We start from the raw sequence: 24,078 nt of genomic DNA on the forward strand, positions 1-24,078 counted from the left end.
ACCCGCATCATGGTCCGGTGACCTCGATGACCACCGAAGATCTCAGCGGGATGGGACCGCTGGTCGCCCGGCTCGGCCGGGCCGGCCAGCGGCTCCGGCATGCAGACCGGACCCGTCCGTGGGTGCTGGACACCGCGGTGGTGGTCCTCGTCTTCCTGGTGTTCTGCCTGCCCGACCTGCTGCACGCGGTCGGCGTGATCGGCGGGGACGGTGACGGCGGCGGCCCGCGCCGCTTCCGCCTGGCGTTCACCCGGTTGCCCGTGGCGGGCATGCTGGCCCTGCAGGCCGGACTGGTGGTGCCGCTGTTGTGGCGACGCCGCGCGCCCGCCGCCGCCTTCGGCGCCGTCACGGCCGTGTTCGTCCTCCAGTGGTCCCTCGGCGCCCTGCTCCGTGCGGACGTCGCCCTCTTCATCGCCCTGTACAGCCTCGCCCTGCACGGGCGGCTGCGGCAGCTGCCGTGGGGATGCGCCGTCGCAGCGGGTGCGCTGAGCCTGGTCGCGGCCCGGGTGTCGGTGGCGATGTCGGTCTGGGACGCACTGTTCTTCCTGCTCAGCACGGCCACCGCGGCAGTCGCGCTCGCCCTGATGATCCGTATCCGGCGGGCCCAGCTGGCCGGGCTGCGCGACCGCGCGACGCGGCTGGAGATCGAACGCGACCAGCGCGACAGACTCGCCGTCGCCTCCGAGCGGGCCCGAGTGGCCCGGGAGATGCACGACATCGTCGGCCACAACCTGTCCGTCATCATCACCCTCGCCGACGCGGGAGCCTATGCCGCCGGCGCCGCTCCGGAACGGGGCAAGGAGGCGCTGCACCTCATCGGGGACACCGGCCGTCAGGCCCTGAGCGAACTGCGCCGGGTGCTCGGCGTACTGCGCGAGGCGGACGGTTCGGCGGCCGAGCCCGAGCTGAGCCCGCAGCCCGCTCTCAGCGACATCGACGCGCTGTGCGAGGCAGTGCGCGCCGCCGGCCTGGAGGTCGTCTACCGTACGGCCGGGGACATCGACGCCCTGGACAGCGGGGTGCAGCTGACGGTCTACCGCATCGTGCAGGAGGCCCTGACGAACACCCTGAAACACGCCGGGGCCGGCGCGCGGGCGAACCTGGCGATCGTCGTGGAGGACACACGGCTGACCATCACCGTCCAGGACTCCGGCCCGCCCGCCCCGGCCGGCCGTCCCCGCACCGCGAACGAGGAAGGACACGGCCTGGTGGGCATGCGAGAACGAGCGGCGCTCTACGGAGGGCAGGTCAGCGCTAGCCCCGCGGGCGCCGGCTGGACGGTACGGGCCGACCTCGACCTCACGCCGCGGGACGGTGCCCGGTGACCACCGTGCTCGTCGTGGACGACCAGCCGCTGCAGCGGTACGGCTTCCGCATGCTCCTGGACTCGGTGCCCGAGACGGAGGTGATCGGCGAGGCCGCGCACGGGGCGGAAGCGGTGCGCAAGGCCGCCGAACTGCGCCCCGACGTCGTCCTCATGGACGTCCGCATGCCCGGCATGGACGGCATCGAGGCCACCCGCCGGATCGTCGCCGCCGGCGACCGCTCGCGCGTCCTCGTCCTGACCACCTTCGACATCGACGAGTACGTGTACGCGGCGCTGCGCGCCGGGGCCAGCGGCTTCCTCCTCAAGGACGCCCGCCCCGAGGAACTCCTAGCGGGCATCCGCGCGGTCGCCTCGGGAGACGCCGTGATCGCCCCCACCCTCACCCGGCGCCTCCTGCAGGAGTTCGCCCGCCTCGTCCCGCCCGCCGGCGAGGGCTCCGCCGAGGACCCGCGCCTGGCCTCCCTCACCGACCGCGAGCGCGAGATCCTCGTCGCCATCGGCAAGGGCTGGAGCAACAGCGAGATCGCCGGTCATTTCGTCCTCGCCGAGTCCACGGTGAAGACCCACGTCGGCCGCGTCCTGTCCAAGATCGGCGCCCGCGACCGCATCCAGGCGGTGATCTTCGCGTACGACCATGGCCTGGCCCGGCCGCAGGGAGGCGCCGTCTAGCGTCGCGCGCCCGGCCTGATCGAGACGCTCCCCTAGCCAGCGGGGCGGACCGATCGCTGAGGCCGGGTACGTACGACCCGGTTGGCGGCCGTCTTCTGCAGCAGGCCGTAGGCGAGGACGGGGAGCAGCAGGTGCGGCTTGTCCGGGAGGACGGCGGTGATCAGCACCGCGCCGGCGCTGCTGTTGTTCATCCCGCAGGCAAGGGTGAGGGAGGAGGCGGCCGGTGGGTCGAGCCGCAGCATCCGGGCCGCGCACCGGCCCAGCAGGAACGACAGCAGGCAGACCGAGGCCGCCACGGCCAACGCGGCGCCCAGCAGCAGTGGGCGCGGCCGGGCGACGAACGAGCCGAGGGCGCCGCTGGCGTTGACGTACGTCAGGACGAGGGAGCCGACGAGCGCCGCGGGCACGACGACACCCAGCGTCGGGCGGAGCAGGAACGCGGGCAGCGCCAGCCGGGCCAGGATGCCCGCACCGCAGGGCAGCACCACGCTGACGAGCGTGAAGCCGCCGCCCGCGGCATGGACGCCCACGGCGAGCGAGTGGGCATAGCCGCCGCTGAGCAGCGGTGACAGGAGCCGGATCACCAGTGGGGTGGACAGGGGGCTCAGGAGCGTGGAGGCGAGGACGAGACCCACCATGGTGGGCTGGTCGCCCTCGCCCTTGCCGGTCCACACGGTGGCGCCCGCGGCGACGGGCATGGCCACGATGAGGATCATCGCGGTGACCAGGCCGCTGCCGCCGTCGGTGTCGGGCGACCGGTGCAGCAGGAAGGCGACGACCGGGATGACCAGCAGCGGGATCGCCAGATGCAGCGCGAGGCCCGCGACCAGCGCACCCGGCCGCCGCAGCACGCGGCCGAGTTCGCGGACGGGGACCTGGAGCCCAGCCGAGAGCAGCACCAGCGACAGCAGGCAGGGAGCGGTCGACAAGGGCACGCGGAACAGCGACCCGAGCGGTACGGAGTGGGTGTGGCGCAGCCACAGACCGGGGCCGGGCAGGAGCAGCGCACCGGCGTAGGACGCGGCGGCGGCTCGGCCCAGCCGGCGGCGCAGCCAGGCGGTGACGCGGTCAGTCCGTGCCGGGACTGCGGCCGGAGCGTGCAAGGCGGTCTTCTTCCGTCGCGGGGGCAGAGGCGAAACGGAAGGCCGCTATGCGGAAACGACACGTGTGCGGGTGCATGGCGCCATGGTGCGCCTGCGGTGCGGACGGGTGGGGGGAAACGCGGCGGCAGTCAGGATGTGTTCAGGTACGGGATGGCACGGTCGGGCAGCATGACCTACGAAACATCTGAGAGTCCGGTGGTTCCCGCGGCCGACGGCGAGGCGGGTCACGCCGGTCGCCGCCCGCGCTGGAACAAGGTGCCCGAAGTCACCGTCTACTTCTGGATCATCAAGGTGCTGTGCACGACGGTCGGCGAGACCGCGGCCGATCTGCTGAACGAGAAGGCCGGTCTGGGACTGACCGGTGTGTCACTGCTGATGAGTGCCCTGTTGGCCGTCGTGCTGGTGGTCCAGTTCCGCACGCGGGCCTACCGGCCGGGCGTGTACTGGCTCGCCGTGGCGCTGATCAGCGTCGTCGGCACACTGATCAGTGACAACCTCACCGACAACATGGGCGTGCCGCTGGAGGTGAGTACGACGGTCTTCGCGGTCGTCCTCGCCGTCGTCTTCGTCGTCTGGTACCGGCGCGAGCGGACGCTGTCCATTCACCACATCGACACCACCAGCCGTGAGTCCTTCTACTGGCTGGCCGTCCTGTTCACATTCGCGCTGGGCACCGCGGCCGGTGACCTCGTGTCCGAGAAGATGGACCTCGGGTACTGGCTCTCCGCCGTCCTCTTCGCCGCTGCCATCGGCGCGGTGGCCATCGCGCACTTCGCGCTGGGTCTGGACGCGGTGTGGAGCTTCTGGATCGCCTACATTCTCACCCGCCCGCTCGGCGCCTCCATCGGTGACTACCTCTCCCAGCCCACCGGCGACGGCGGTGTCGGCCTCGGCACGGTCATGACCAGCGCTCTGTTCCTGGCGGTCATCTTCGGGCTGGTCGTCTACCTGTCCGTCACCCGCAGGGACGCCACCGAGCCGAAGCAGGTGACGGAACCGGCCGTCTGAGCCGCGGGAAGCGTTCGTCTCACAGGCGTCCGTCTCGCAGGACATCTGTCAGGGGACCGTCTCGCCCATGTTCGTATGCTCAGGCACCAGGCAGGGTGACCACGAACCTGGCACCCGGGGCATACGCCGGGTCGTGGCGCACCTCGCCGCCGACGGCCCGGGCGAGGCGGCGCGCGAGCGGCAGCCCGAGGCCCGCACCGTCGTGGCCGTCGCTGTCGTCGGCGCGTCGGCCGGGCTGGAACAGCTCCCCGGCGAACGCTTCCGGCACGCCCGGACCGTCGTCGGCCACCTCGATCCGCACGGCGCCGGGCGTGGGGCGTGCGGTGACGGTCACGCCGGAGCGTGCGTAGCGCACGGCGTTGGCGAGCAGGGGGCTGACGATGCGCTCCAGGAGCGCGTGGGCGACCCCCGCCTCGAGCGTTTCGTCCTCGCATTCGACCGCGACCTTCACCCGGCCGCCGGTGTCGAGATGCTGGATCATCCCGTGGAGGACGGTTGCCAGGTGTGCGGTCCCGGGTGCCGTGGAAGGCGGGTTCAGCGCGTTTTCACGGGCGTCGTTGAGAAGTGTGTCGCAGATCGTGCGCATCGACTGGGCTGCCTCGGCCAGCACGTCGTGGGAGGCGAGGGTCTCGGCTTCGGAACGAGGACGGGAACGCCACCAGTCGAGTTCCATGACGATCCGGGTGAGCGGGGTACGCAGTTCGTGGGACAGCTCGCCGGTCAGTTGCTGTTCGTGGCGCAGGACGGTACGGATGCGGTCCAGGAGCCCGTCCAGCGAGGCGCCCAGGCGGGCCAGCTCAGCCGGGTGCGTGTCGGTGCCGAAGCGCTGGTCGGAGCCCACGGCACTCCACTGGGTGGCTTGGTCGGTCATCGTGCGCACCGGACGCAGTGCCCGGCCGACAGCCAGGCGCGTGAGGACGTAGGTGCAGGCAAGCATCACGGCGTCCAGGACGAGTGATCCCAGCAGCAGGGTGCCGGCCGAACTACGGTACGGACCGAGGTCCAGCGCGGTGACGACGGTCGCCGTGGCGTGGCGGCCGGGCAGCGGCCGGGCGCACAGACGGATCGGCTGGTCCTCCTGGGCCGGGACGGTCGTGCACGTCGTCGTGCCGTGTGCGGCCAGTCGGTCGGCGGCCTGGGTGAGCGGGCTGTCGGCCGTCGTCGACGGAGGCTTCTCGAGCAGTCTTGTGCCGGCGTAGATCCAGGCGTTGGCGTCGAGGAGACCGTCGTTGACGCTTTCCTGGACGCGGACCCGGGGACCTCGGGCGTCGACGGTCGTGGCTACGGCGGCGGCCCGGTTGCGTAGTTCGTCGTCCGCCTGGTGCCGCAGATGACGGTCCATGGCCGCGTTGAACGCCACCGTCAGAACGGTCATCAGCAGGGCGGCGGAGGTCAGGGCGACGAGGGAGAGCCGGCCGCGCAGGGTTCGGGGCGTCAGACGGCGTACGACGCGGACGACGATCATGACAGGTGGTGTCCGATTCCGCGCGCCGTGCCGATCCTGAGCGTGCTGCCGGCCTCGCGCAGCTTGCGGCGCAGCCGGGTCAGGTACTGGTCGAGGGTGTTGTCGCTGACGTAAGCGCCTTCGGGCCAGCCCGCCCTGACCAGCTCTCGACGGGGCACATGGGATCCGGCCGCGGCGACGAGCGTGGCGAGGAGGCGGAACTCGGTCGGGGTGAGGGCGAGGCGGGTGCCGTGCACCGTGGCGCGGTGTCCGACCGGGTCCAGGATGAGGTCACCGGCCGTTGCGGCGGTTGGAGGTGCGGCCGCCGTTCGTCTGAGGGTGGCTCTGAGCCGTGCGGTGAGTTCCGCGAGGTGGAAGGGCTTGGGCAGGTAGTCGTCGCCGCCGGCCGCGAAGCCGGACAGCCGGTCGGTCAGCCCGTGCCGGGCGGTCAGGAAGATCACAGGGGCAACGAAGCCGTTGGCGCGCATCGCCTGGCAGACGTCGCGACCGTCGGCGTCGGGCAGCCCGACGTCGAGGACGGCCGCCGCGATGTCGCCGGACGTCAGCCGCAGGGCGGAGGCGCCGTCGGGGGCGAGGACGGGGTCGAAGCCTTCCTCGTCGAGGCCGCGCCGCAACACGTCGCGCAGCACGTGATCGTCCTCGACGACCAGGATCTTATGACGCATGGCGGGGTGACGCGCCGGTGATCCGCGCCGTCGCCATCGCCGTGGGTTCGCCGGGAGGCGACCAGTCAGCGGATGCGGGACACGTCGTGGGCACCGGGCCTCCTAGAGTTGACTACAAGCACGTAGACGCTCATGCACTCTAGTCGAATGCCGCGAGGTGCCGGACGCGCCGGGACGCGCCACCGCCGTTCAGGACCACGCCCTGGATGGCCACCAATCGGCGGAACCCGATTTATGCCACATCTGTGATGATTTCTCCCAGGGTCCCGAGGTCCCTGGGAGACGGGACGTGTAGCGAGCGGAGTCGGTGTGCGTGAGCAATCGGATGGCGACGGCATGACGGCGGACACCCCGGGCGAGGGGCTCGCGCAAGCCGGTGAAGACAAGACCCTGTGGGACATCGCAACAGCGATGCGCACCCTCGGTCCGCTGGCGAGCATGGCCCAGATCGCCCGCGAGGCCGGGCTCACACCGGCCGCGCTCTACCAGCGCTTCCCCACACCTGACGTCCTGCGCGGCAAGCTGGCCGAGGCCTTCTACGACCGGCTGCTGACCCACGCCGAACAGATCCGCAGCCTGCCGGTCGACCAGCAACTGGAGCGCTTCCTGCGCACGGTCGGCCTCCACCTGGCGCTGAGCCACAGCATCCTGCCGGACGCGTTCGGCGAGATGGCGTCCCCCGCACAACGTGAACGCATCTACGCCTTGACCGCCGACCTGCTGGAGCAGGGCAAACAAGCCGGTGCCGTCGCCGCTGACGTCGCTCTGTCCGACATCGCCGCTGCGGTCTGGGGGCTGCGAGGCGTCATCACCACGACCGACACCCTCGCGCCCGATGCGTGGGAGCGGCACCTCGATGTCGTCCTGGCCGGCTTCAGAAACCCGCGCATCACCTTCAGCCGCCCGCCGCTGGACGCTCAGCTCCTGGACCGCGTGATCCACAGAGCGTCGTCCTGATGAGGTGAGGCGACGGCTGGAGCGGCCCTGTCCTGCGGGGCCGAATGAAAGGGCCCCCGGCCCCCGTGTATGACAGATCGGGGGCCAGGGGACCAGGGGCGGACGTGCGCGTCAGTGCTCGCTGCCGTCGCTTCCGTAGGAACGGCGCACCGCGTCGGCGGCCTTGTCCGTCTGGGTGTCGTACTTGTTGCCGGTACGCTCATCGATCACCCGCTCGGCGCTCTCCACGCCCTTGTCGGCCTGGTCCGGGTGGCCCTTCGCCATCTGCTTGGCCTTGTTCGCCAGGTCTCCCAGCTTGCCCATGGATACCTCCCGCGATGATGCCGTGCGTCGTACCCAGCAGCAGGTACCCCGGTGCCTGCCCCTCACTCCGATCAGATCGTGGTCTTCGGCTGGGGCACGCCGCCCCGGCCGACGCGCAGTTGCTCGTTGATGCGCTGGGCTTCTTCGAGCTGGTCTTCGAGGATGACGATGCGGCAGGCGGCCTCGATGGGGGTGCCCTGATCGACGAGTTCGCGGGCGCGGGCGGCGACGCGCAGCTGGTAGCGGGAGTAGCGGCGGTGGCCGCCTTCGGAGCGCAGGGGGGTGATCAGGCGGTGTTCGCCGAGGGCCCGCAGGAAGGCGGGGGTGGTGCCGAGCATCTCGGCGGCCCGGCCCATGGTGTAGGCGGGATAGTCGTCGTCGTCGAGAGGACTGACGGCAGGGGTACTGCGAGGGGGCATAGACCTCTTCTTTCAAGGGACGCGTCGGGGGGCCCGGGCGCCTTACCGGCACCCGGGCCCCGAGCTTTCAACACCATCTACCGGCAAACTTCGCCGGCCTTGTGTGTCCGCAGGTTCCGCCTGAGAGGGCGGGGCTGCGGGGATCGCGGATGCGTGACCGGGGACCACCTTCCAATCCGGGGCCTGCGGTACCCGGGCGGATGTTTCCTCACCCGGGCGATCCTGATGGCGTTCTGCTCCTCACCTTCGGTTACTCGGTCGTACTGCAGATACTGCGGGTAATGCTCGCGGCCCAGCTGGGCCGTTTCCTGCTTGACCTGCTTGGACGGCAGTTCCGTGTCTGCCGCGTCCTCGTCGACTTCGTTGAGTACACCAGAACAATAACCCCGGCGATGAGCCGATGTCTACCGTCGCCACGACAGATTTTCTTCGAGGGTGACCCGCGGCCTTCTGTCGCACACGTGTCCGGAAGAGTCAGCTCGGCATCAGCGCCAATCCACCCCCCTCCCGCCGTCGGGGCGTTCGAGGTTGACAATACATACGGTCGACCGCACTCTTTAATCATGACGTCGATACCCCTCACCGAGGACACCGACCCCTTCTGCCTCTCCACCCTCGACGCTGCGGCGATGCTGTTCGATGCGCCCTGGCGGCGCTATGCCGTGATCGGGGACAGCCTCTCCGCGGGGACGGGAGACCCCAGCGACGGCTATGGAAAGCTGGGCTGGTCGGACCGGTTCGCGCACATCCTGCGGCAGGTAAGGCCTGACCTGGCCTACCTCAACACGGCAGTGATCGGCGCCACGACGGCCGGCACCCTCGACTTTCAGATGAAGGAGATGCGGGACTTCGCCCCGGACCTGCTGCACATCCCGTGCGGGGCCAACGACCTCTTGCGCCGCTCACCGGATTTCGGGCAGATCGAGCGGGACATGCGCAGGATGTACGACCTGGCGGCCGAGACGGGCGCGCAGCTCACCGTGTTCACCCTGGGGCGTTCCTACGTGGTGCCGGTCTTCCCCGACTGGACGGAGCGCGTGCTCACCCTCAACGACCTCACACGCACCCTGGCCGGCGAGTACGGCGCCGTCGTCGTCGACATGTGGGATCACCCCGTCAACTCCCGGGAGGACCTGCTCAGCGCGGACCGCATCCACTTCTCGACCTCCGGCCAGGCCGTCATGGCGAGCGAGATGGTCAGGGCGCTGGCCGCCGGCCTGGCCCGCGCCACGCCCTGAACGCCGGTGCGGCGAAAGAACCGGTGCGGCAGGAGAACCGTTGCGGCAGGAGAAGGACCACGGCCGGCGTCGCCGCACCGAAGGAGTACGATCGGCCGTATGGACACTGGGGTGCGGCCGTTCGCCAGGCGGGCAGACGCCGTGTCGATCACTGACAAGCGCCTGCTCAAGGGCGCGCGAACGCGGGAGACCGCACTGCGGCGCGCCGTCGACATCGCCTCCCTCGACGGGCTGGACGACGTCAGCTTCGGACGTCTGGCGACCGACACGGGCATGAGCAAGGCAGGTATCCAGACCCTTTTCCGGTCCAAGGAAGTGCTCCAGCTCGCGACCATCGAGTACGCGCGCGACATGTTCATCGACGCGGTCGTCCGTCCCGCGATGAAAGCGGCCCCCGGAGCCCGGCGGCTGCGCGCTCTGGTCGAGCACTGGATCGAGTACGCCACCGCGCCGCTGTTCGAAGGCGGCTGCTTCCGCGTCGCCAACATCGCCCGTTTCGACAGCAAGCCGGGCGCGGTCCGCGACGCCCTCTTGAGCAATCAACGGGAATGGCTCGACACCCTCGCGCAGGAACTGCGGATCGCCGTCGACGCGCACGAGATCGCCGATCTCGACATCGACCTCGCGGTCTTCCAGATCGATGCGGTGCTCTGCTCGGCGAACACGGCTCTGCGTCTGGGAGACGAGGACGTCATCGCCAAGGTGCGCCGTACCGTGGACAGTCTTCTGCAAGCCGGCTGAAGAGACCGGCGCCTCCCGGGACTTGCTCCCCGCAGACGCCGGTCTGCTGCGCGTCACCCTCACCCCTTCGCCGGCGGCGCCTGCCGCGCCGGTGCCGCCGGCCGACCGCACCAGGTGATGCCGTCACCTGTCGACGGGCGGCGGCACCGGGCGCCTTCCAGCGGGGAATCAGTCGGAGACGGAGGCGAGCCAGCGGTCGTCCTGGAACTCGGCAGGGACCTCGCCCTCCCCCGGATCGATCCCGCGGCGCTCCAGCTCGTCGAACCACCGGTCCCGCTGCGACTCGGGGAGGCGTCGCCCGCACCAGGGGCAGAAGTCGATGGCAATGCTCGACGTGCCGCCGTCATGGACGATCAGTCCGTACTCCTGGAACTTGGCGCTGAAGTCGATCAGCGCGTCCGGGCAGGCGAACGGGTCGCTGTGCTGCTCGCACCGCGCGCTCACGCGGCTGTCCATCGTCTCGCAGCAGTGGCGGGTCATGTCCTCGGCTTCTCGTTGACCGCCCGATCGGCGGCGTGGCCAGAAGTACATCACGCCCGGTCCGCGCCCCCTGGCGCCCCAGCGCCCACCCCGACCCGGGTGCCGCACACACATCAGTGAGCGGCGAGGCCGTTGAGGAGCCGGCCGAGTTCTGCCGGCGCCTCGATGTGGGCCAGATGGCCTTGGCCGGCAAGCTCATGGACCTCGGCGTGGGTGACACGCTGCCGGACGTCGTCGAACGACGTTCCGTAGGGGGCCATTCCGCGATTGCGCCGGCCGATGATCAGGTCGACTCGATCCGCCTGTCGCGCCATCACACCCGAAGATGGCGCCGCATTCAACGCGTGGAGCTCGGCAAACAGCGGTGTGCTCAAGGTGCGCAAGTCCGCCCAGCCTTGCCGGTCGGCCCGGAGTTCCTCGACATGCGCCGCCGAGAAGCCGGAGATCTGCCGATTGACGATCTCGATGCTGCGGTCCCAGTCCGCCGTCTCCTGTGCGGCCTTCAGGTCCGGCAGGGCGTGCCGGCCGAAGGGACGCATCACCGGCTCGTAGGCGATCACCTGACGTATCGGACGTTCGTCGGCGGCCAGCAACGCGATCAAGCCGCCGTAACTCCACCCGAAAAGCGCCCTCGCGCAGTCGAACTCGTCCAGGACCGCGCCAAGGTCCTCGACCTCTGCCGACAATGAGTACGTGCTGGTCAACGGACCCGAGGGAGTCCTGCCGCGGCGGTTGACCACCACCACCGAGGGCCAGGCGTCGATGGCGCCCGCGACATGTCGCCACGTATGCGCATCGCTCATCGCACCCGGGACGACGACGAGACCCGGAGCATCCGGGTCCCCGTACACGTCGACCGTGATCCAACTGCCCCCGCCGACCGCCAACTTCTTCTGGATCGTTCGCTCCATAAACTCATTATGGAGCAAACGCTCTACCATGCAAGCGTGACCGAACGCACCCGTGGACGACCACGAGCCTTCGACCGCGACCGCGCGATCCTCGAAGCCGCCCGCCTCTTCTGGCGCCGGGGATACTCCGGCACCTCGACGCGTGCCCTGACCTCGGCCCTCGGGCTCTCCACCTCCAGCCTCTACGCCGCCTTCGGCAGTAAGGCGGGGCTGTTCGAGGAAACGGTGCGGACCTACGCCGAGCGGTACCGCGAGATCTACCAGCAGGCCGTGGCCGAGAAGGACATCCGGACCGTCATCGAGCGTGTCCTCGTCGGCTCGGTCGACGAGTTCACGCAGCCCAGCGACTCGCATCCCGGGTGCCTCGTCAGCAGCGCGGTGATGACCGACAGCACGAGCACGCTCGACACCAGCGCCTACACCGCCGAGCTCCACCGCTCGAACGAGCAGGCGCTCCTGCGGCGCATCGAACAAGCAGTCCAGGAAGGTGACCTGGCCGCCGGGACCGACGCCGTGACGCTCACCGAGTTCATCCAGGCTCTCTGGCACGGGCTGTCCGTACGGGCCAACCTCGGCACGGCCCGCGAGGACCTGCTCGACGCAGCGCACCTCGCCCACCGGCTGATCTGCCGCCACCTCACGTCAACGACTTCCGGCCCGTGACCACGGTAAGTGCTTCCCGATCGCAGTCGGCTCCCGGCTGAGGCCCGGGGACGGCCGCCCCGAGTGGCGACCGCTTCCCGAGCCGGGCGACCATGGGGGAAACGACTCGTTCGGGGGCCGCACGCCTGGGAGGCGTCAGTGGCACATGGCAACAACACGGACGTGCTCGTCGTCGGGGCCGGGCCGGTCGGGCTGACCGCGGCCCTGGAACTGCGCAGGCAAGGGGTGGCCTGCCGGATCGTCGACCGGCTGCCCGGGCGTCTCCCGTACGCCAAGGCGGTCGGGGTCCAGCCCCGCACCCTGGAGATCTGGGACCGGATGGGTCTGGCGCGGGCCGCGCTCGAGGCGGCCGTCCCGCTGCGCGGCCAGATCGTGTACGCCAACGGCGCCGAGCAGGGCCGCTACGACATGGCGCTGCCGCCTGAGGTGCCGTACGGGTTCGCCGCGCTCCCGCAGTACGAGACCGAGCGGCTGATCGAGGAGGCCCTCGCCCGGCACGGCACGCACATCGAGCGCGGCACGGAACTGGCGTCGTTCGAGCAGGACGCGGAGGGAGTGACCGCCCGCCTGACACATGCGTCAGGCGCCGGGGAGGAGCTGCGGGTGGCTTTCCTGGTGGGCTGCGACGGCGCGCACAGCACCGTCCGCAAGGGCCTCGGGCTCGCCTTCGAGGGCGGCGCGTTCCCGGAGGAGTACATGCTGGGTGACGTGGAGGTCGACTGGGATCTGCCCGAGGGATACGGCCTGCGCGCCATGCACCTGGACGCAGCCGGCACGGTGGACGACATCCTGGTGTGCATCCCGCTGCCGGGCGTGAAGCGGTACCGCATGTCGATGCGGGTGCCGCCGGAGCTGTCGACGGCACGACAGGGAGAGGCGGGCTCGTCCGCGGCCCTTGACGGCGATGAAGTCGCGCACGGTCTGGAGAGCCGGCGGGCGCCGGAACTGCCGGACATCCAGGCCGTGGTGGACCGGCTCTCCCCCCAGCGCACCACGGTCTCGGCCCTGCGCTGGTCGTCGGTGTTCCGGATCAGCCATCGGATCGTGGACCGGTACGGCGAGGGGCGGGTGTTCGTCGCGGGCGACGCGGCCCACATCCACCCGCCGACGGGCGCACAGGGCATGAACACCGGCATCCAGGACGCCTGCAACCTCGCCTGGAAGCTCGCCCTCGCTCTCGCCGGCCGCGATTCCTCCGGCCTGCTGGCGAGTTACGACGCCGAACGCCGCCCGGTGGGCGAGGAGGTCGTGGGCCGGACCGTACGCCATGCCACCGCGGGCGGTGTGCAGGCCGATCAGGAAGATCCCGACACGGTGATGCTCCGCGAGGCCCAGTTGCTCGTCGGCTACCGGGGCAGCCCCGTCGTCGACGCGCCCGGCGACGGCCCCGGTCCACGGCCCGGCGACCGGGTCCCGGACTGCGGCGGACTCACCGGCTCGATCGCCGCCTTCCCGATGCGCCTCTACGACGTTCTGCGCGACCGCGGCACCGTACTGCTGCTGTACGGGCCGCCGTCGTCGTACGGCACCGGTGGGGTCGCCTCGTACGGGGAGCTGGCGGAGACGGCGCGGCTGAGGTCCGGCGGGCGGGTTGAGGTGTGCGCGCTGTGCCCGGCCGGCACACCGTACGACGGCGCGTCGGTCCCCGTTCCCGTCTACCGGGACGGGCTCGGTGAGTTCGCCTCGCTCCATCTGATCAGCGCCAAGGAGCCGACGGCCCTGGTGGTGCGCCCGGACGGATACCTCGGCGCCCGGCTGGAGCGGCCCGACGCCGCACGGCTCGCCCGTCACCTCGCAGCGGTGTTCGGCACCGGCGAGTCCGGAACAGCCGGGCACCGGGCGCCGAACGCTCGATCACGGCAGAGCAGCACCGCGCCGTAGGTCGGCGAGGAACAGATGGTGGTCCGGGGCGTCCGGCACGGCGTTGTGCTGGGACCGACGAGCACCGAGCAGGCCACGATCGCGGCGCCCGCGAGCAGACACGTGCCCCTGCCGAGCACCGTCGCCTCCCTGGGGACGCAGTTGTCAGCGGGCCCCCGTCGCGTTGCCCGGTGAGAGTCCCGATGGCGGTTGCGCGGCGCACTCGTCGACCGGCAGGGGAACGGGCTCCTCCGCCTCGCGGGCGGGGTGCGGCGCGGAGCCTTCCGTGCGGCGCGCTGCCGCACCTGCCCCCGCGTCGGGGCCGCGTCGTGTGCGCGGTGCCGCCCGGCGTGCGCGGCGCAGCGCCACGTGCAGGACCGGCATCAGGACGCACGTGAACGCGGCGCTCTGCCACAGCAGCGCGTCGAGCCGGCCGGCCGCGAGGTAGGCGCCCGCGGCGACCGCGGCCAGGGCGCACACCGCGCGGTCCACGATGCTCTCCACGGACAGCAGCGTGGCGCGCGGCGCGTCGGCCGGGATGGCGTCGTTGACGAGCTTGCGCTGCACGGGATAGACGAAGCCGGTGATCGCGGCGAACGCGCACAGCGACGCCACCACGAGCCAGGGCCCGCCGAGTGTGGTGACCGCGAGGACCAGGGCGAGCGCCACACTCAGCAGGGACACCCACTGGGCCGCCGACAGCCTGCGGCTCAGCCACTGCGGCCGGGCGGAGGCCACCGCTTCGGCCACCGTCATCGCGGCGAGCACGCTGCCGTGGGCGCCCTCCCCGATCCCGTGGTTCAGGAGCACCGGCTGGAAGAGGTTGACCTGGCAGATGCGCGACAGCGTGAACACCGCCACGCCCTGCACCATGAGCAGCGGCAGCCACGGGGAGACGCGCAGGGCCCGCAGAGCGGCGCCAGTGTCGCGCAGCAGGGTTCCGCCGCGGCGTCCGTGTGTGCCCGTCCCGGGGTCCCCGGGGCGCGCCGCGAGCCGGGGCAGGGCCAGGGCGCACGCCAGTGATCCGGCGGCGCTGACCGCGCTGAGCACGTACGGGGCCGGTGTGGACAGCGCCATCAGCGGGCCGACGAGGGGCCAGCACACCACTTTGGCGGCCAGCCCGAGGGACCGCGCGGTGCCCTCGGCCCTCAGGTAGTGCGCCTGCGCGCCTTCGGCGCGCAGACCGTCGTAGAGGAACGCGCTCGCCGCGCCCGAGGCGAGCGAGCGGCCGGCCGCGATGGCGAGGAAGTGCAGGAGGAAGCCGGTGTACGACGCGGCCAGGACCGGTGCCAGATTCGCGGCCGTCATGACGACCGCGCCCGCGCGCAGGCAGTTCCGGGCGCCGATACGGTCGGCGACGACACCGGTCGGTATCTCGAACAGGCAGAACGCGATGTAGTAGATGCTCTGGATGCCGAAGATCTGGCCGTCGGACAGACCGGCGTCGCGCTGGTAGGCGTAGAAGACGGGCATCCACCACAGCAGGTTGAACAGCAGCTGGAAGCCGTTGTTCAGGCGGATGATGCGGCGGGCCACCGGGGAGGCGACCCGCTCGGCGCGGCGGGGCGGGCGGGCGGGGCGGCGGCGCATGCGGCCGCTCACCGGGCGTAGGGGCGGATCTGGACCAGCCGGAACGCCCCTTCGTCGGTCATCAGCCACTCGATGTCCAGGGCGTCGTCGGGGTCGTCCGCGCTGAAGTGGGACTGCAGCAGGCGTCCCGTGAGGGCCAGCCGGGCGAGCGACTCGCGGGTCTGCGCGGGGAGGTCCTGGCCCGCGGTGCCGACGTCGAGCGTGCGTCCGCCGCCCTCGACGGTGTTGTACAGGTACTGCTGCGGCAGCACCGTGCCGTCCACGACCCGTTCCGGCGAGCCGGGCGCGCAGTTGACGTACACGTTGCGGAAGTCCTCGCGGCGCGTCGGGTTGCAGGTCACCAGCACGCCGCCGAGGCGCGCGGGCACGTACTCCTGGACGATCACGCCCATGTAGGTGTCGTCCAGGGAAATGCCGACCTGGTGGCGCAGGCGCACGCTGCGCGGCGACAGCAGCGACGCCCACACCTGCCGTACGGCGTCCATGAGTTGGTCTGTTCCGCGCACGGTGGTCACCGAGTCGTAGATCCCCGCGGCGGAGAAGCCGGGCAGGTCCTCGGCGTTGGAGGAGGAGCGCACCACCATGCGGTGGCCGCCGGTCAGCGGTTCCGGCATCGACGACGTGATCGTCCGGGCCACGTCCTCGGGCATCGGCGTGGCGCGCATGAGGTGCTGGAGGTTCAGGCACAGCGGGTCGACGAGGTCGAACGCCTCGAGTTCCAGGGCCATCTTCAGCTTGCCGATGCCCTGCTGGAGGGCGGGCGAGGAGGTGAGGAACAGGTGGTGGAGGCGGAACGGCAGTGCCACGCCTTCGGGGGCGCGGACGGTGTCGGCCACGCACCGGGCCGCGGCGTCCCGCAACTGCTCGCGGGAGGCCTCCGGCTCGCCGAGCCGGGCGCCCAGATGGCCGAGGAGGTCGCGGCGCGGCGGGCGCGGGCGGGCGTAGAACTCCGTCAGGTCGGCGGTGCGGCTGTCCAGGACGTGGTGGAGTTCTCCGAGGTTGGCCGCCTTGGTGCCGTAACTGTCGCGGTCGGTGCGGCGCAGCCGGTGCAGGGCCAGGACGGGGGCCTCCTCCAGCAGCGGCGTCTCGATGCGGATGCGCTGCTGGTGCCAGGCGGGCTTCTTCAGGTCCGGTGGGGCGGCGAGCGGCTCCAGCGTGACGGAGTCCTCGCTCACCCGGTAGCGCACCCAGGCGCCGTCCAGGCCGTCGCGCCGTACGAGGGCGTCGAGGTCGCGGACGATCGCGTTGGGTATCCCCCAGCCCGAGGCCAGCACGTTGGTGTGGGAGAGCGGCGTGGTGGGGGTGGTGTTGACGAAGCCGGCGACCCGGGGCACGTCGTCGGGCAGGCGGGGCATGGCGACGATGTCCGGCCAGCCGAGTTCCGCGGCGGCGGCCTCGTACTCGGCCGGGGTGCGGAAGTGGCGCAGGCGGCCCTCGGCCTCGCCGGGGTTCAGGCAGGTGCGGGTCCGGTCGCCGAACAGCGTGTGGCTGAGGATGCGCGGGACGTGCGCCTCGCTGATCGAGGCCAGTTCCACCTCCTGTCCGTGGTTGGCGGGTTTCAGCAGCAGCGGCAGCCGTCCGTCCACGCGGCCGCGCACATACAGGTAGAACTCCTCCAGCAGAGTGCCGTGCATGGTGTCCGCCTCGGTGGTCTCCAGCACCAGGAAGGGGCTTTCGGAGCCGTCCGCCGCCCGGTCGGTGTGCAGGGACAGCACGCCCAGCAGGAACCGGCGTTCCGGGTCCGTGTACACAGAGGCGTTGAACGCGTCGAGGCCGGCGTCGAGTTCGTCCAGGGTCATGCCGAGGACGCGGGTGGCGATGTAGTTGACGTGGAAGGGGTGCGCCTGGGTGTCGAGCAGGTGCCAGGTTCCCTCGCGCCGGTCGACGACCACTTTCAGGTAGGGGTGCCCGGCGAGCACCCCGGACAGCGTGCGGAACAGCGGCAGCGACAGGTTGGCCCCGACGACGGTGCGGTCCCCGCCGGCCTCGGGCACATCGGCCCGGTCCAGGGTGGAGGTCATGCCCGCACCCCCTGCTCGGCGTGCACGGGCAGGATGCCGGGCAGGGCGTCGACGAGCGCGGTGAAGTCGCGTACGACGGTCTGCGGCCGGTCGGCGGACAGCAGGCACAGTCCGGCCATGGTGTTGGCGCCCGCGGCCGGATCGTAGACCGGGACGGGTGTGCCGTCCGGGAGCGAGCTCTCCCCCACGACGGACAGTGTGCTGCCGGCGCCGACCGGAGCGGACCGCACCACCGAGGCGGAGTCCCACACGTGCCGGTGCCGCCACGGGTCGCCGGCACCGTCCACCGCGAGGACGACCAGGGACCCGGCCGCGCCCTCGGCGTCCGCGGGCGTCAGCGCCTCGGACGGCCAGTCGGGCGAGCCGCCGAGCAACTGGTCGGTGAACAGGGCGATCAGGTCGAGCCCGAAGACCTCCTCGATCTGCGGCACGGTCATCGCCCCGCCGAACCGCGCCGCCGTCTCGATCACCCACATCCGGCCCTGCGCGCCCAGCTTGATCTCGGTGTGGGTGCCGCAGTTCTCCAGCCCGAGCGCCTCCACCGCCCGCCGGGCCAGTTCAACGATCCTGGCCTGGGCCTCGCCGGCGACCGCGGCCGGGGTGATGCCGGCGCGCTCGGTGAACGGCGCCACGGTCGGCATCCGGCCACTCAGGCAGACGGGCCGGAAGACACCGTCCACGACCACGCCCTCCACGCTGACGTAGTCGCCCCAGCCCGGTCCTTCGAACCACTCCTCGGCGCGGCCGCTGACGATCTCCTCCACGATGAAGTCCTCACCGGCGCCCGCGACATGCAGCTCGGCGTATCCGAGACGTGCCGACCGCGTCATCACCGCGTAGGAGCGGGCCCAGGCGGCGGGGGCGTCCGCGGGTGTCTCGATGATCTGGTGCGCGGTCGACCCGGCGCTCCAGGCCGCCTTCAGCAGCAGCGGGAAACTCAGCTCCTGCGTCGCGTTGGCCAGTTGTTCCGCAGTCGCCACGGGACGGAAGCGGGGCTGGGGTATGCCCCGGCGTTCCCAGGCGGTGCGCATGAGGCGCTTGTCCCGGGCGAGGGCCGCGGCAGGTCCGGCGCCCCGCAGCCCGAGCCGGCGCGAGGCCTCGGCGACCGCGACCACCGCGTACTCCGAGAAGGTGACCACCGCGTCCGCGTCGACCTCGCGGGCGCGGGAGGCGATGAGTTCGACCAGATCGCCCTCCCCCGCGGCCCCCCGCTCGACGGCCGAGGCACACAGCCGCCTTGCCCGGGCCGCGCCGTCGGAGGGCAGGTCGCTGAGTGCCAGCAGGTGCACCTCGGACCTGGCGGCCACCCTGGGCAGGGCGTAACCGATCGGGGGCCCGCCCTTGGCATGCACGTACAGCACCTTCGCCACGGAACGCCAACTCCTTCTGCTCTCGGGGACCTTGACTGTGCCGCGCCCGGGTTCACCCGGCGCGCGCGAGGCGGCGGCGTCCGGGTCCGCCGGCCGCGCCGCCGTCTCGCGGTCTCTTTCCAGCGAAGCAGTCCGGTTGCCCGCCTCTCGCCACGCTGAGCACCGACGTCTCAGGCAAATGCCTGAGTCGGAAGGGGAGTTGTCGTCCCGTGAAGCCCGGTCGTGCATCAAGGCGCGGAGTCCCGGGGTTGAGCCGCGTCGCGGTTCGATCCGGTCCGGTCGGCCCTGCATGTCGTGGCACCTACGGGACACGCATGAGGTGTCACACACAGTGACATTCGTCGAAGATTGAAGGAGTTGGGCTGTGGACGAGGCCGATTTCAAGACGCTGCTCTCGACCCTCCCGGTGTCCTGGTGGGAGGCCGACGGCAGCTCGGGGCTGGTCGAGAGCGGGGGCGGCGCCTTCACCGACGAGCGCACCGCCCGTCGCTTTCTGGAAACCCTGCGGGCCGATCTCGGCGATCCGTCGTCCCCGCTCGGCGATCCGTCGTCCCCCGTCGGCGACGGCCCCTACCAGGCGCGCTTCGAGGGCCGCACCTTCGACGTCACCTGGTCGGCCCGAAGGGACGGCAAGCGGCGGCGTCGCAGCAACGGAGTCGCGGTCGAGGTGGGCGGTGCGCCGGCGGGCACCGGAGCGTACGCGTCGTTCGCCGACCTGAGCCCGGCCGCGGTGTTCGTGCGGGACGGCGCCGGGCGTTACGTCTGGGCCAACCATGCCTACGCCCACCTGTACGGGATCACGCGCGACCTGCTGATCGGCCGTCACCTGTCCGAGTTCGACGGACCCGACGACGCGGCCCGGTTCCTCGCCCTCGACGAGGAGGTCCTCACCGGCGGCCACTCCGTGCGGCACACGCTCGTCTACCGGCGCCCGGACGGTTCACCCGGTCACGCGGCCGGATACCGCTTCCCCGTGTTCTGGGGAGCGCTGCGCTGCGTGGCGGGCATCTACGTCGACGTCAGCGAGTACATCCACGCGCTGGACCAGCGGCGCCGGGCCGAGGAGGACCTGCGGGCCCTGCGGGACCACAGCGGTCTGCCCTGCCTGCGGCTGTCCGCTGACGGAGTGGTCGGGGAGGCCAGCACCGCCGCCGCCGAGCTGCTGCGCGTCCGGCTCCGCGACCTGGTGGGCTCGCCGGCCTGCGCACTGCTGGCCGAGACGCCGGAACGCACCGCGCTGCACGCGATCTGGGACGACCTCACCGGCGGCCGGCGCAGAAGCGCGCGGTGCAGTGCCGTGCTCGTCGACGGGGACCGCCGCCGGCGCCGCGTGTGGGTCCACTTCAGCGTCGTGAACCGCACGCAGGACCGGGGCCTGGGCGTGTGGGCGGTCGTCAACCGGGCCGGCCTGAGCCACGAGCCGCACGTCGCGCCGACCGCCGCCCAGGTGCGGATACTCGCCCTGCTGGCCGCCGGGTACAGCAACGCCGGCATCGCCGAGGAGCTGCGTCTGTCGCGGCAGACGGTCGACTACCATCTGGCCCGCCTGCGGCGCCTCCTGGGAGCCGCCACCCGTCCGGCGCTCGTGGCCCGCGCTTACGTGCTCGGCATCCTCGCCCCGCATTCCTGGCCGCCGCGCTCCAGCACTGCGGCACATCCGCTCAGCCCCGCCTGACCGGTCATGCCCGCCTGACCGCTCAGCCCCGCCTGACCGGTCATGCCCGCCTGACCGGTCATGGCCGCCTGACCGGTCATGTCCGCCGCAGGGCGAAAGGTACGGTCCAGGCCGCCGTTCTGTGTCCCGCCGGTGAAGGAGGCGTGGGAGAGTTGTCGGATCTTGGAGTGGGGCATAGCGCACCGCGTCACCACTGCGGTTTTGTCGGGTTCACCTCTCCAACCCCCCACATTTCTTGGAGACTTAATGCGCCGCGCCGCCTTCAGGCTGCCCGCCACCCGTGTGCCTGCCCGGCTCGCGGGGAGGTTCGCCCCAGCCCGCAGACCGTAGCCGCGCCGCCCCGCATCTGCCGGGCGTCCTCGTTTCCGCGCTCTATGTCATGCGCATGACACTCGGGATGCGTACGACACCGGTGCCCCGGTCTTCCGTCTGACCGCGGCACGACGTGGACCACCCCCCACAGCCAGCCGGCCGGCCCCACACCGGCCGGACCACCCCCCACAGACACAAGGAGTCCGCGTGACCTCCCGTTCGAAGCGTCACCAGCGCACCATGCCGGCCGTTGCCACCGCCGTCGCCGCCGGAGCGCTGCTGAGCACCACGCTCAGCGGCGCCGCAACGGCGCAGCCCACCGGCGCGAGCCGGTCCGGCGCGGCACCGGTCGCCCTGTCCGCGACGGCCCGCACCACACTCATCCAGCAGGCCCGGAGCGGGGCCGCCGGGGCCGCGAAAGCGATAGGACTCGGCGACCAGGAGAAGCTGGTCGTCAAGGACGTCGTCCAGGACGCGAACGGCACCGTGCACACGCGTTACGAGCGCACCTACGCCGGCCTGCCCGTGCTCGGCGGCGACCTGATCGTGCACACCGCGAAGTCCGGCCGGACCGAGGGTGTGACCAGAGCATCGAAGGGCACGCTGAAGCTCGCCTCGCTCGCGCCGCGCATGGCTCCCGCCAAGGCCGAACAGCAGGCGCTGGGGCTGGCGAAGGCCGCCGGTTCGGCCAAGTCCCGTGCGGACAGGGCGCCGCGCAAGGTGGTCTGGGCCGGTTCCGGCACGCCCGTCCTCGCCTACGAGACCGTCGTCGGCGGCCTCCAGGACGACGGCACCCCGAACGAGTTGCACGTCATCACCGACGCCGCCACCGGAAAGAAGCTCTTCCAGTACCAGGGCATCGAGACCGGCGTCGGAAACACCAAGTACAGCGGCAAGGTCGACCTGGCGAGCAGCCAGTCCGGCTCGTCGTACACGCTCACCGACGCGACGCGCGGCGGTCACCGGACGTACAACCTGGACCACGGTCAGTCGGGCACGGGCACGCTGTTCTCCCAGAACAACGACACCTGGGGCGACGGCACCGTCTCGAACGCGGCGACCGCCGCCGCGGACGCCGCCTACGGCGCGCAGGAGACCTGGGACTTCTACCAGAAGACCTTCGGCCGCAACGGCATCAAGAACGACGGCGTCGGCGCCTACTCCCGCGTCCACTACGGCAACGCCTACGTGAACGCGTTCTGGGACGACAGCTGCTTCTGCATGACCTACGGCGACGGCTCGGGCAACAACGACCCGCTGACCTCGCTGGACGTCGCCGGCCACGAAATGAGCCACGGCGTCACCGCCAACACCGCCGGACTCGAATACTCCGGGGAGTCCGGCGGCCTCAACGAGGCCACGTCCGACATCTTCGGCACCGGTGTGGAGTTCGCCGCGAACAACTCCAGCGACGTCGGCGACTACCTCATCGGCGAGAAGATCGACATCAACGGCGACGGGAAGCCGCTGCGCTACATGGACCAGCCCAGTAAGGACGGCGGTTCGGCCGACTACTGGTCCTCCACCGTCGGCGACAAGGACGTGCACTACTCGTCCGGCGTGGCCAACCACTTCTTCTACCTGCTGGCCGAGGGCAGCGGCAAGAAGACGATCAACGGGGTCGACTACGACTCCCCCACCAAGGACGGCTCCACGGTCACCGGCATAGGCCGGGACAAGGCGCTGCAGATCTGGTACAAGGCGCTGACGACGTACTTCACGTCGACCACCGACTACGCCGGCGCCCGCAAGGGCACCCTGTCGGCGGCCGCCGACCTCTACGGCGCCGACAGCGCCGAGTCCAAGGCGGTCGCCTCCGCCTGGACCGCCGTCGGCGTCGGCTGACAGCGCACACGTGACGGGCGGCATCCGGGACTCCTCCCGGGTGCCGCCCTCGCGCCGTCCTGCGCGGCGTCCGGCTGCGGGGGCCGCGCCTTGGCCGATCTCCGCAGTGGCACGGTAGCTTGGGCGAATGTCCGCACCACCGGTGATTCTGTTGTTGTCGGGGAGCCTGCGCAACGGTTCCACGAACGAGACCGTGTTGCGCACCGCGCAGGAAGTGGCGCCGTCCGCGGGGGTGCGCGCGCTCCTGTACGACGGCCTGGTGAGGCTGCCGCACTTCAACCCCGACGACGACACCGACCCGCTGCCCGGCCCGGTGGCCGAACTGCGTGCGGCGATCGACACGGCCGCCGGAATCCTCGTCTGCACACCGGAGTACGCGGGCACGCTGCCGGGCTCGTTCAAGAACCTGCTCGACTGGACGGTCGGCGGGACGGAGATCAGCGACAAGCCGGTCGCCTGGGTCAACGCCGCCGCCCCGGGCCGGGGCGACGGCGCGCAGGCCACCCTGCGGACGGTCCTGGGATACACCGGCGCTCAGGTCGTGGAGGACGCCTGCGTGAGGATCCCGGTGGACCGGAGCATGGTCGGCGACAACGGCGTCATCAGCGACCCGGAGGCCCGCGAGGCACTCGCCGGCGTGCTGCGCCTGCTGGCGGCGACCGGCGCGGAGCTTCGTGAGGGGGCGGACGGCGCGGCCTGGGAGACCGGAGCACCCGAGGTGTGAGCCCCGGGCGTGTGCCAAGGCCCGCGTCCGAGGCCCTGTGCCCGGCGGGCCGACCGCCGATCCCGTTGGACGGTTCCCCGCCTGATCGGGGAGAACGGCGGACGGGCCGGTGCGTTACGCGGCAACTGCAGCGCCTATCTCAGCGAGAAGCGCGCCGGGCGTGAGCGCTGGGAGCGCCGGTACGTCGAAGAGCGGGAGGAAATGGAGCAGTTGCGGCACGCGGCAGGCGTGAGCGCGCACCGCCTCGCACCGGACCGGGGGCCAGGCGACGACGAGTGGATGGGCTACGGCCATCGGGCGGACCGCGTTCAGAGCCAGATCTCCCGCCGCGTGCGCACCGCGAGCCGGCGGCTGGAGGAACAACTGGAACGCGCCCGGGTCGCCGAGCCGAGGTGCGCAGACGGCGCGGTCTGACGGTGGGGCTGCTCACGCAGGACAGCGTGTTCGAACGGCCCGATCGCACGGTGCGGGACACGTACGCCCCGGCGCTGGGACTCGAGCGGGCCGAGCGGGTGCCACTGGCCTGTCTCGGTCTGCTCGCCGAGGCGGACTTGGACAAGCCCGTCGGGCAGCTGTCTCCTCCTCGACGAGCCCACGAACCATCTCTCGCCACGCCTGTGCGACGAGCTGGAGGCGACACTGGGCGGCGGGACGGGGGGGGACCGGTCGCCGGGGCGAGTGAGCCGTGCGGGACGCGCCTTGCACAGCACTCGAGTCACCTGTCAAAATGGT

General features: G+C 71.4%; 21 protein-coding genes and 1 pseudogene. 12 read left to right on the forward strand and 10 right to left on the reverse strand.

Features of this window, described 5'->3' with window-relative positions; genetic code table 11:
- Positions 1 to 26 precede the first annotated feature (26 nt).
- Entirely contained in the window at positions 27 to 1,325 is a 1,299-nt protein-coding gene (locus tag AC0B9F_RS11675) for a sensor histidine kinase (RefSeq protein WP_472001295.1), read from the forward strand.
- Positions 1,322 to 1,996 (forward strand): response regulator, encoded by a 675-nt coding sequence (locus tag AC0B9F_RS11680; protein ID WP_472001297.1) that lies wholly within the window; start codon positions 1,322 to 1,324, stop codon positions 1,994 to 1,996. The genes AC0B9F_RS11675 and AC0B9F_RS11680 overlap by 4 nt, the downstream gene beginning before the upstream one ends.
- 32 nt (positions 1,997 to 2,028) lie before the next feature.
- On the opposite strand, the gene AC0B9F_RS11685 is transcribed toward AC0B9F_RS11680, so the two are convergent.
- Positions 2,029 to 3,099 (reverse strand): bile acid:sodium symporter family protein, encoded by a 1,071-nt coding sequence (locus tag AC0B9F_RS11685; RefSeq protein ID WP_472001299.1) that lies wholly within the window; start codon positions 3,097 to 3,099, stop codon positions 2,029 to 2,031.
- A 168-nt stretch (positions 3,100 to 3,267) separates the two neighbouring features.
- Between AC0B9F_RS11685 and AC0B9F_RS11690 the strand changes: the two genes are divergently transcribed.
- Complete coding sequence (locus AC0B9F_RS11690; protein ID WP_472001301.1) at positions 3,268 to 4,107, forward strand: COG4705 family protein; 840 nt, start codon at positions 3,268 to 3,270, stop codon at positions 4,105 to 4,107.
- A gap of 79 nt (positions 4,108 to 4,186) precedes the next feature.
- Here AC0B9F_RS11690 and AC0B9F_RS11695 read toward each other — a convergent pair whose 3' ends face one another.
- Complete coding sequence (locus AC0B9F_RS11695) at positions 4,187 to 5,572, reverse strand: sensor histidine kinase (RefSeq protein WP_472001303.1); 1,386 nt, start codon at positions 5,570 to 5,572, stop codon at positions 4,187 to 4,189.
- Positions 5,569 to 6,237, reverse strand: coding sequence for a response regulator transcription factor (locus AC0B9F_RS11700; protein WP_472001305.1), 669 nt, complete (start codon positions 6,235 to 6,237; stop codon positions 5,569 to 5,571). Before AC0B9F_RS11700 ends, AC0B9F_RS11695 begins: the two co-directional genes overlap by 4 nt.
- 309 nt (positions 6,238 to 6,546) lie before the next feature.
- Here AC0B9F_RS11700 and AC0B9F_RS11705 point away from each other — a divergent pair, with 309 nt between their 5' ends.
- Positions 6,547 to 7,194 (forward strand): TetR/AcrR family transcriptional regulator, encoded by a 648-nt coding sequence (locus AC0B9F_RS11705; protein ID WP_472001307.1) that lies wholly within the window; start codon positions 6,547 to 6,549, stop codon positions 7,192 to 7,194.
- Between the two features lie 111 nt (positions 7,195 to 7,305).
- On the opposite strand, the gene AC0B9F_RS11710 is transcribed toward AC0B9F_RS11705, so the two are convergent.
- Together AC0B9F_RS11710 and AC0B9F_RS11715 are read right to left on the reverse strand one after the other, a co-directional pair.
- Positions 7,306 to 7,497: an antitoxin gene (locus tag AC0B9F_RS11710; protein WP_472001309.1), complete on the reverse strand. Its 192-nt coding sequence runs from the start codon at positions 7,495 to 7,497 to the stop codon at positions 7,306 to 7,308.
- A 71-nt stretch (positions 7,498 to 7,568) separates the two neighbouring features.
- Positions 7,569 to 7,916 carry a helix-turn-helix domain-containing protein gene (locus tag AC0B9F_RS11715; protein ID WP_472001311.1) on the reverse strand — a complete coding sequence of 116 codons (348 nt, stop codon included), beginning with the start codon at positions 7,914 to 7,916 and terminating at the stop codon, positions 7,569 to 7,571.
- Between the two features lie 563 nt (positions 7,917 to 8,479).
- Between AC0B9F_RS11715 and AC0B9F_RS11720 the strand changes: the two genes are divergently transcribed.
- Both AC0B9F_RS11720 and AC0B9F_RS11725 read left to right on the forward strand, forming a co-directional pair.
- On the forward strand, positions 8,480 to 9,154 hold the full coding sequence (locus AC0B9F_RS11720) for an SGNH/GDSL hydrolase family protein (protein WP_472001313.1): 675 nt from the start codon (positions 8,480 to 8,482) through the stop codon (positions 9,152 to 9,154).
- Between the two features lie 99 nt (positions 9,155 to 9,253).
- Positions 9,254 to 9,895, forward strand: a complete 642-nt coding sequence (locus AC0B9F_RS11725; RefSeq protein ID WP_472001316.1) for a TetR/AcrR family transcriptional regulator — start codon at positions 9,254 to 9,256, stop codon at positions 9,893 to 9,895.
- Positions 9,896 to 10,063: 168 nt separating this feature from the next.
- Here AC0B9F_RS11725 and AC0B9F_RS11730 read toward each other — a convergent pair whose 3' ends face one another.
- Positions 10,064 to 10,375 (reverse strand): DUF6980 family protein, encoded by a 312-nt coding sequence (locus tag AC0B9F_RS11730; RefSeq protein WP_472001318.1) that lies wholly within the window; start codon positions 10,373 to 10,375, stop codon positions 10,064 to 10,066.
- A gap of 113 nt (positions 10,376 to 10,488) precedes the next feature.
- Complete coding sequence (locus tag AC0B9F_RS11735; protein ID WP_472001320.1) at positions 10,489 to 11,286, reverse strand: alpha/beta fold hydrolase; 798 nt, start codon at positions 11,284 to 11,286, stop codon at positions 10,489 to 10,491.
- 36 nt (positions 11,287 to 11,322) lie between these two features.
- Between AC0B9F_RS11735 and AC0B9F_RS11740 the strand changes: the two genes are divergently transcribed.
- Both AC0B9F_RS11740 and AC0B9F_RS11745 read left to right on the forward strand, forming a co-directional pair.
- Positions 11,323 to 11,949 carry a TetR/AcrR family transcriptional regulator gene (locus tag AC0B9F_RS11740; protein WP_472001323.1) on the forward strand — a complete coding sequence of 209 codons (627 nt, stop codon included), beginning with the start codon at positions 11,323 to 11,325 and terminating at the stop codon, positions 11,947 to 11,949.
- Between the two features lie 138 nt (positions 11,950 to 12,087).
- Positions 12,088 to 13,830, forward strand: a complete 1,743-nt coding sequence (locus AC0B9F_RS11745) for an FAD-dependent monooxygenase (RefSeq protein WP_472001325.1) — start codon at positions 12,088 to 12,090, stop codon at positions 13,828 to 13,830.
- Positions 13,831 to 13,974: 144 nt separating this feature from the next.
- Here the strand turns inward: AC0B9F_RS11745 and AC0B9F_RS11750 are convergent, their stop codons facing one another.
- Genes AC0B9F_RS11750 through AC0B9F_RS11760 form a run of 3 tightly spaced genes read right to left on the reverse strand, consistent with a single transcriptional unit; the run spans position 13,975 to position 18,790 of the window.
- Positions 13,975 to 15,399 carry an MFS transporter gene (locus AC0B9F_RS11750; RefSeq protein ID WP_472001329.1) on the reverse strand — a complete coding sequence of 475 codons (1,425 nt, stop codon included), beginning with the start codon at positions 15,397 to 15,399 and terminating at the stop codon, positions 13,975 to 13,977.
- Between the two features lie 8 nt (positions 15,400 to 15,407).
- Entirely contained in the window at positions 15,408 to 17,420 is a 2,013-nt protein-coding gene (locus tag AC0B9F_RS11755) for a PEP/pyruvate-binding domain-containing protein (RefSeq protein ID WP_472001331.1), read from the reverse strand.
- Entirely contained in the window at positions 17,417 to 18,790 is a 1,374-nt protein-coding gene (locus AC0B9F_RS11760; RefSeq protein ID WP_472001333.1) for an ATP-grasp domain-containing protein, read from the reverse strand. The genes AC0B9F_RS11755 and AC0B9F_RS11760 overlap by 4 nt, the downstream gene beginning before the upstream one ends.
- Positions 18,791 to 19,154: 364 nt before the next feature.
- Here AC0B9F_RS11760 and AC0B9F_RS11765 point away from each other — a divergent pair, with 364 nt between their 5' ends.
- From AC0B9F_RS11765 to AC0B9F_RS11780, 4 genes and pseudogenes are all read left to right on the forward strand, one after another.
- Positions 19,155 to 20,465, forward strand: a complete 1,311-nt coding sequence (locus AC0B9F_RS11765; protein ID WP_472001335.1) for a PAS domain-containing protein — start codon at positions 19,155 to 19,157, stop codon at positions 20,463 to 20,465.
- A gap of 519 nt (positions 20,466 to 20,984) precedes the next feature.
- Positions 20,985 to 22,622, forward strand: coding sequence for a M4 family metallopeptidase (locus AC0B9F_RS11770; RefSeq protein ID WP_472001337.1), 1,638 nt, complete (start codon positions 20,985 to 20,987; stop codon positions 22,620 to 22,622).
- 127 nt (positions 22,623 to 22,749) lie between these two features.
- Positions 22,750 to 23,346: an NADPH-dependent FMN reductase gene (locus tag AC0B9F_RS11775; RefSeq protein ID WP_472001340.1), complete on the forward strand. Its 597-nt coding sequence runs from the start codon at positions 22,750 to 22,752 to the stop codon at positions 23,344 to 23,346.
- A gap of 100 nt (positions 23,347 to 23,446) precedes the next feature.
- Positions 23,447 to 24,003, forward strand: a pseudogene (locus AC0B9F_RS11780) (ABC transporter ATP-binding protein); the annotation flags it as partial.
- Between the last annotated feature and the right edge of the window lie 75 nt (positions 24,004 to 24,078).

The organism is Streptomyces sp. NPDC097129 (assembly GCF_055668065.1).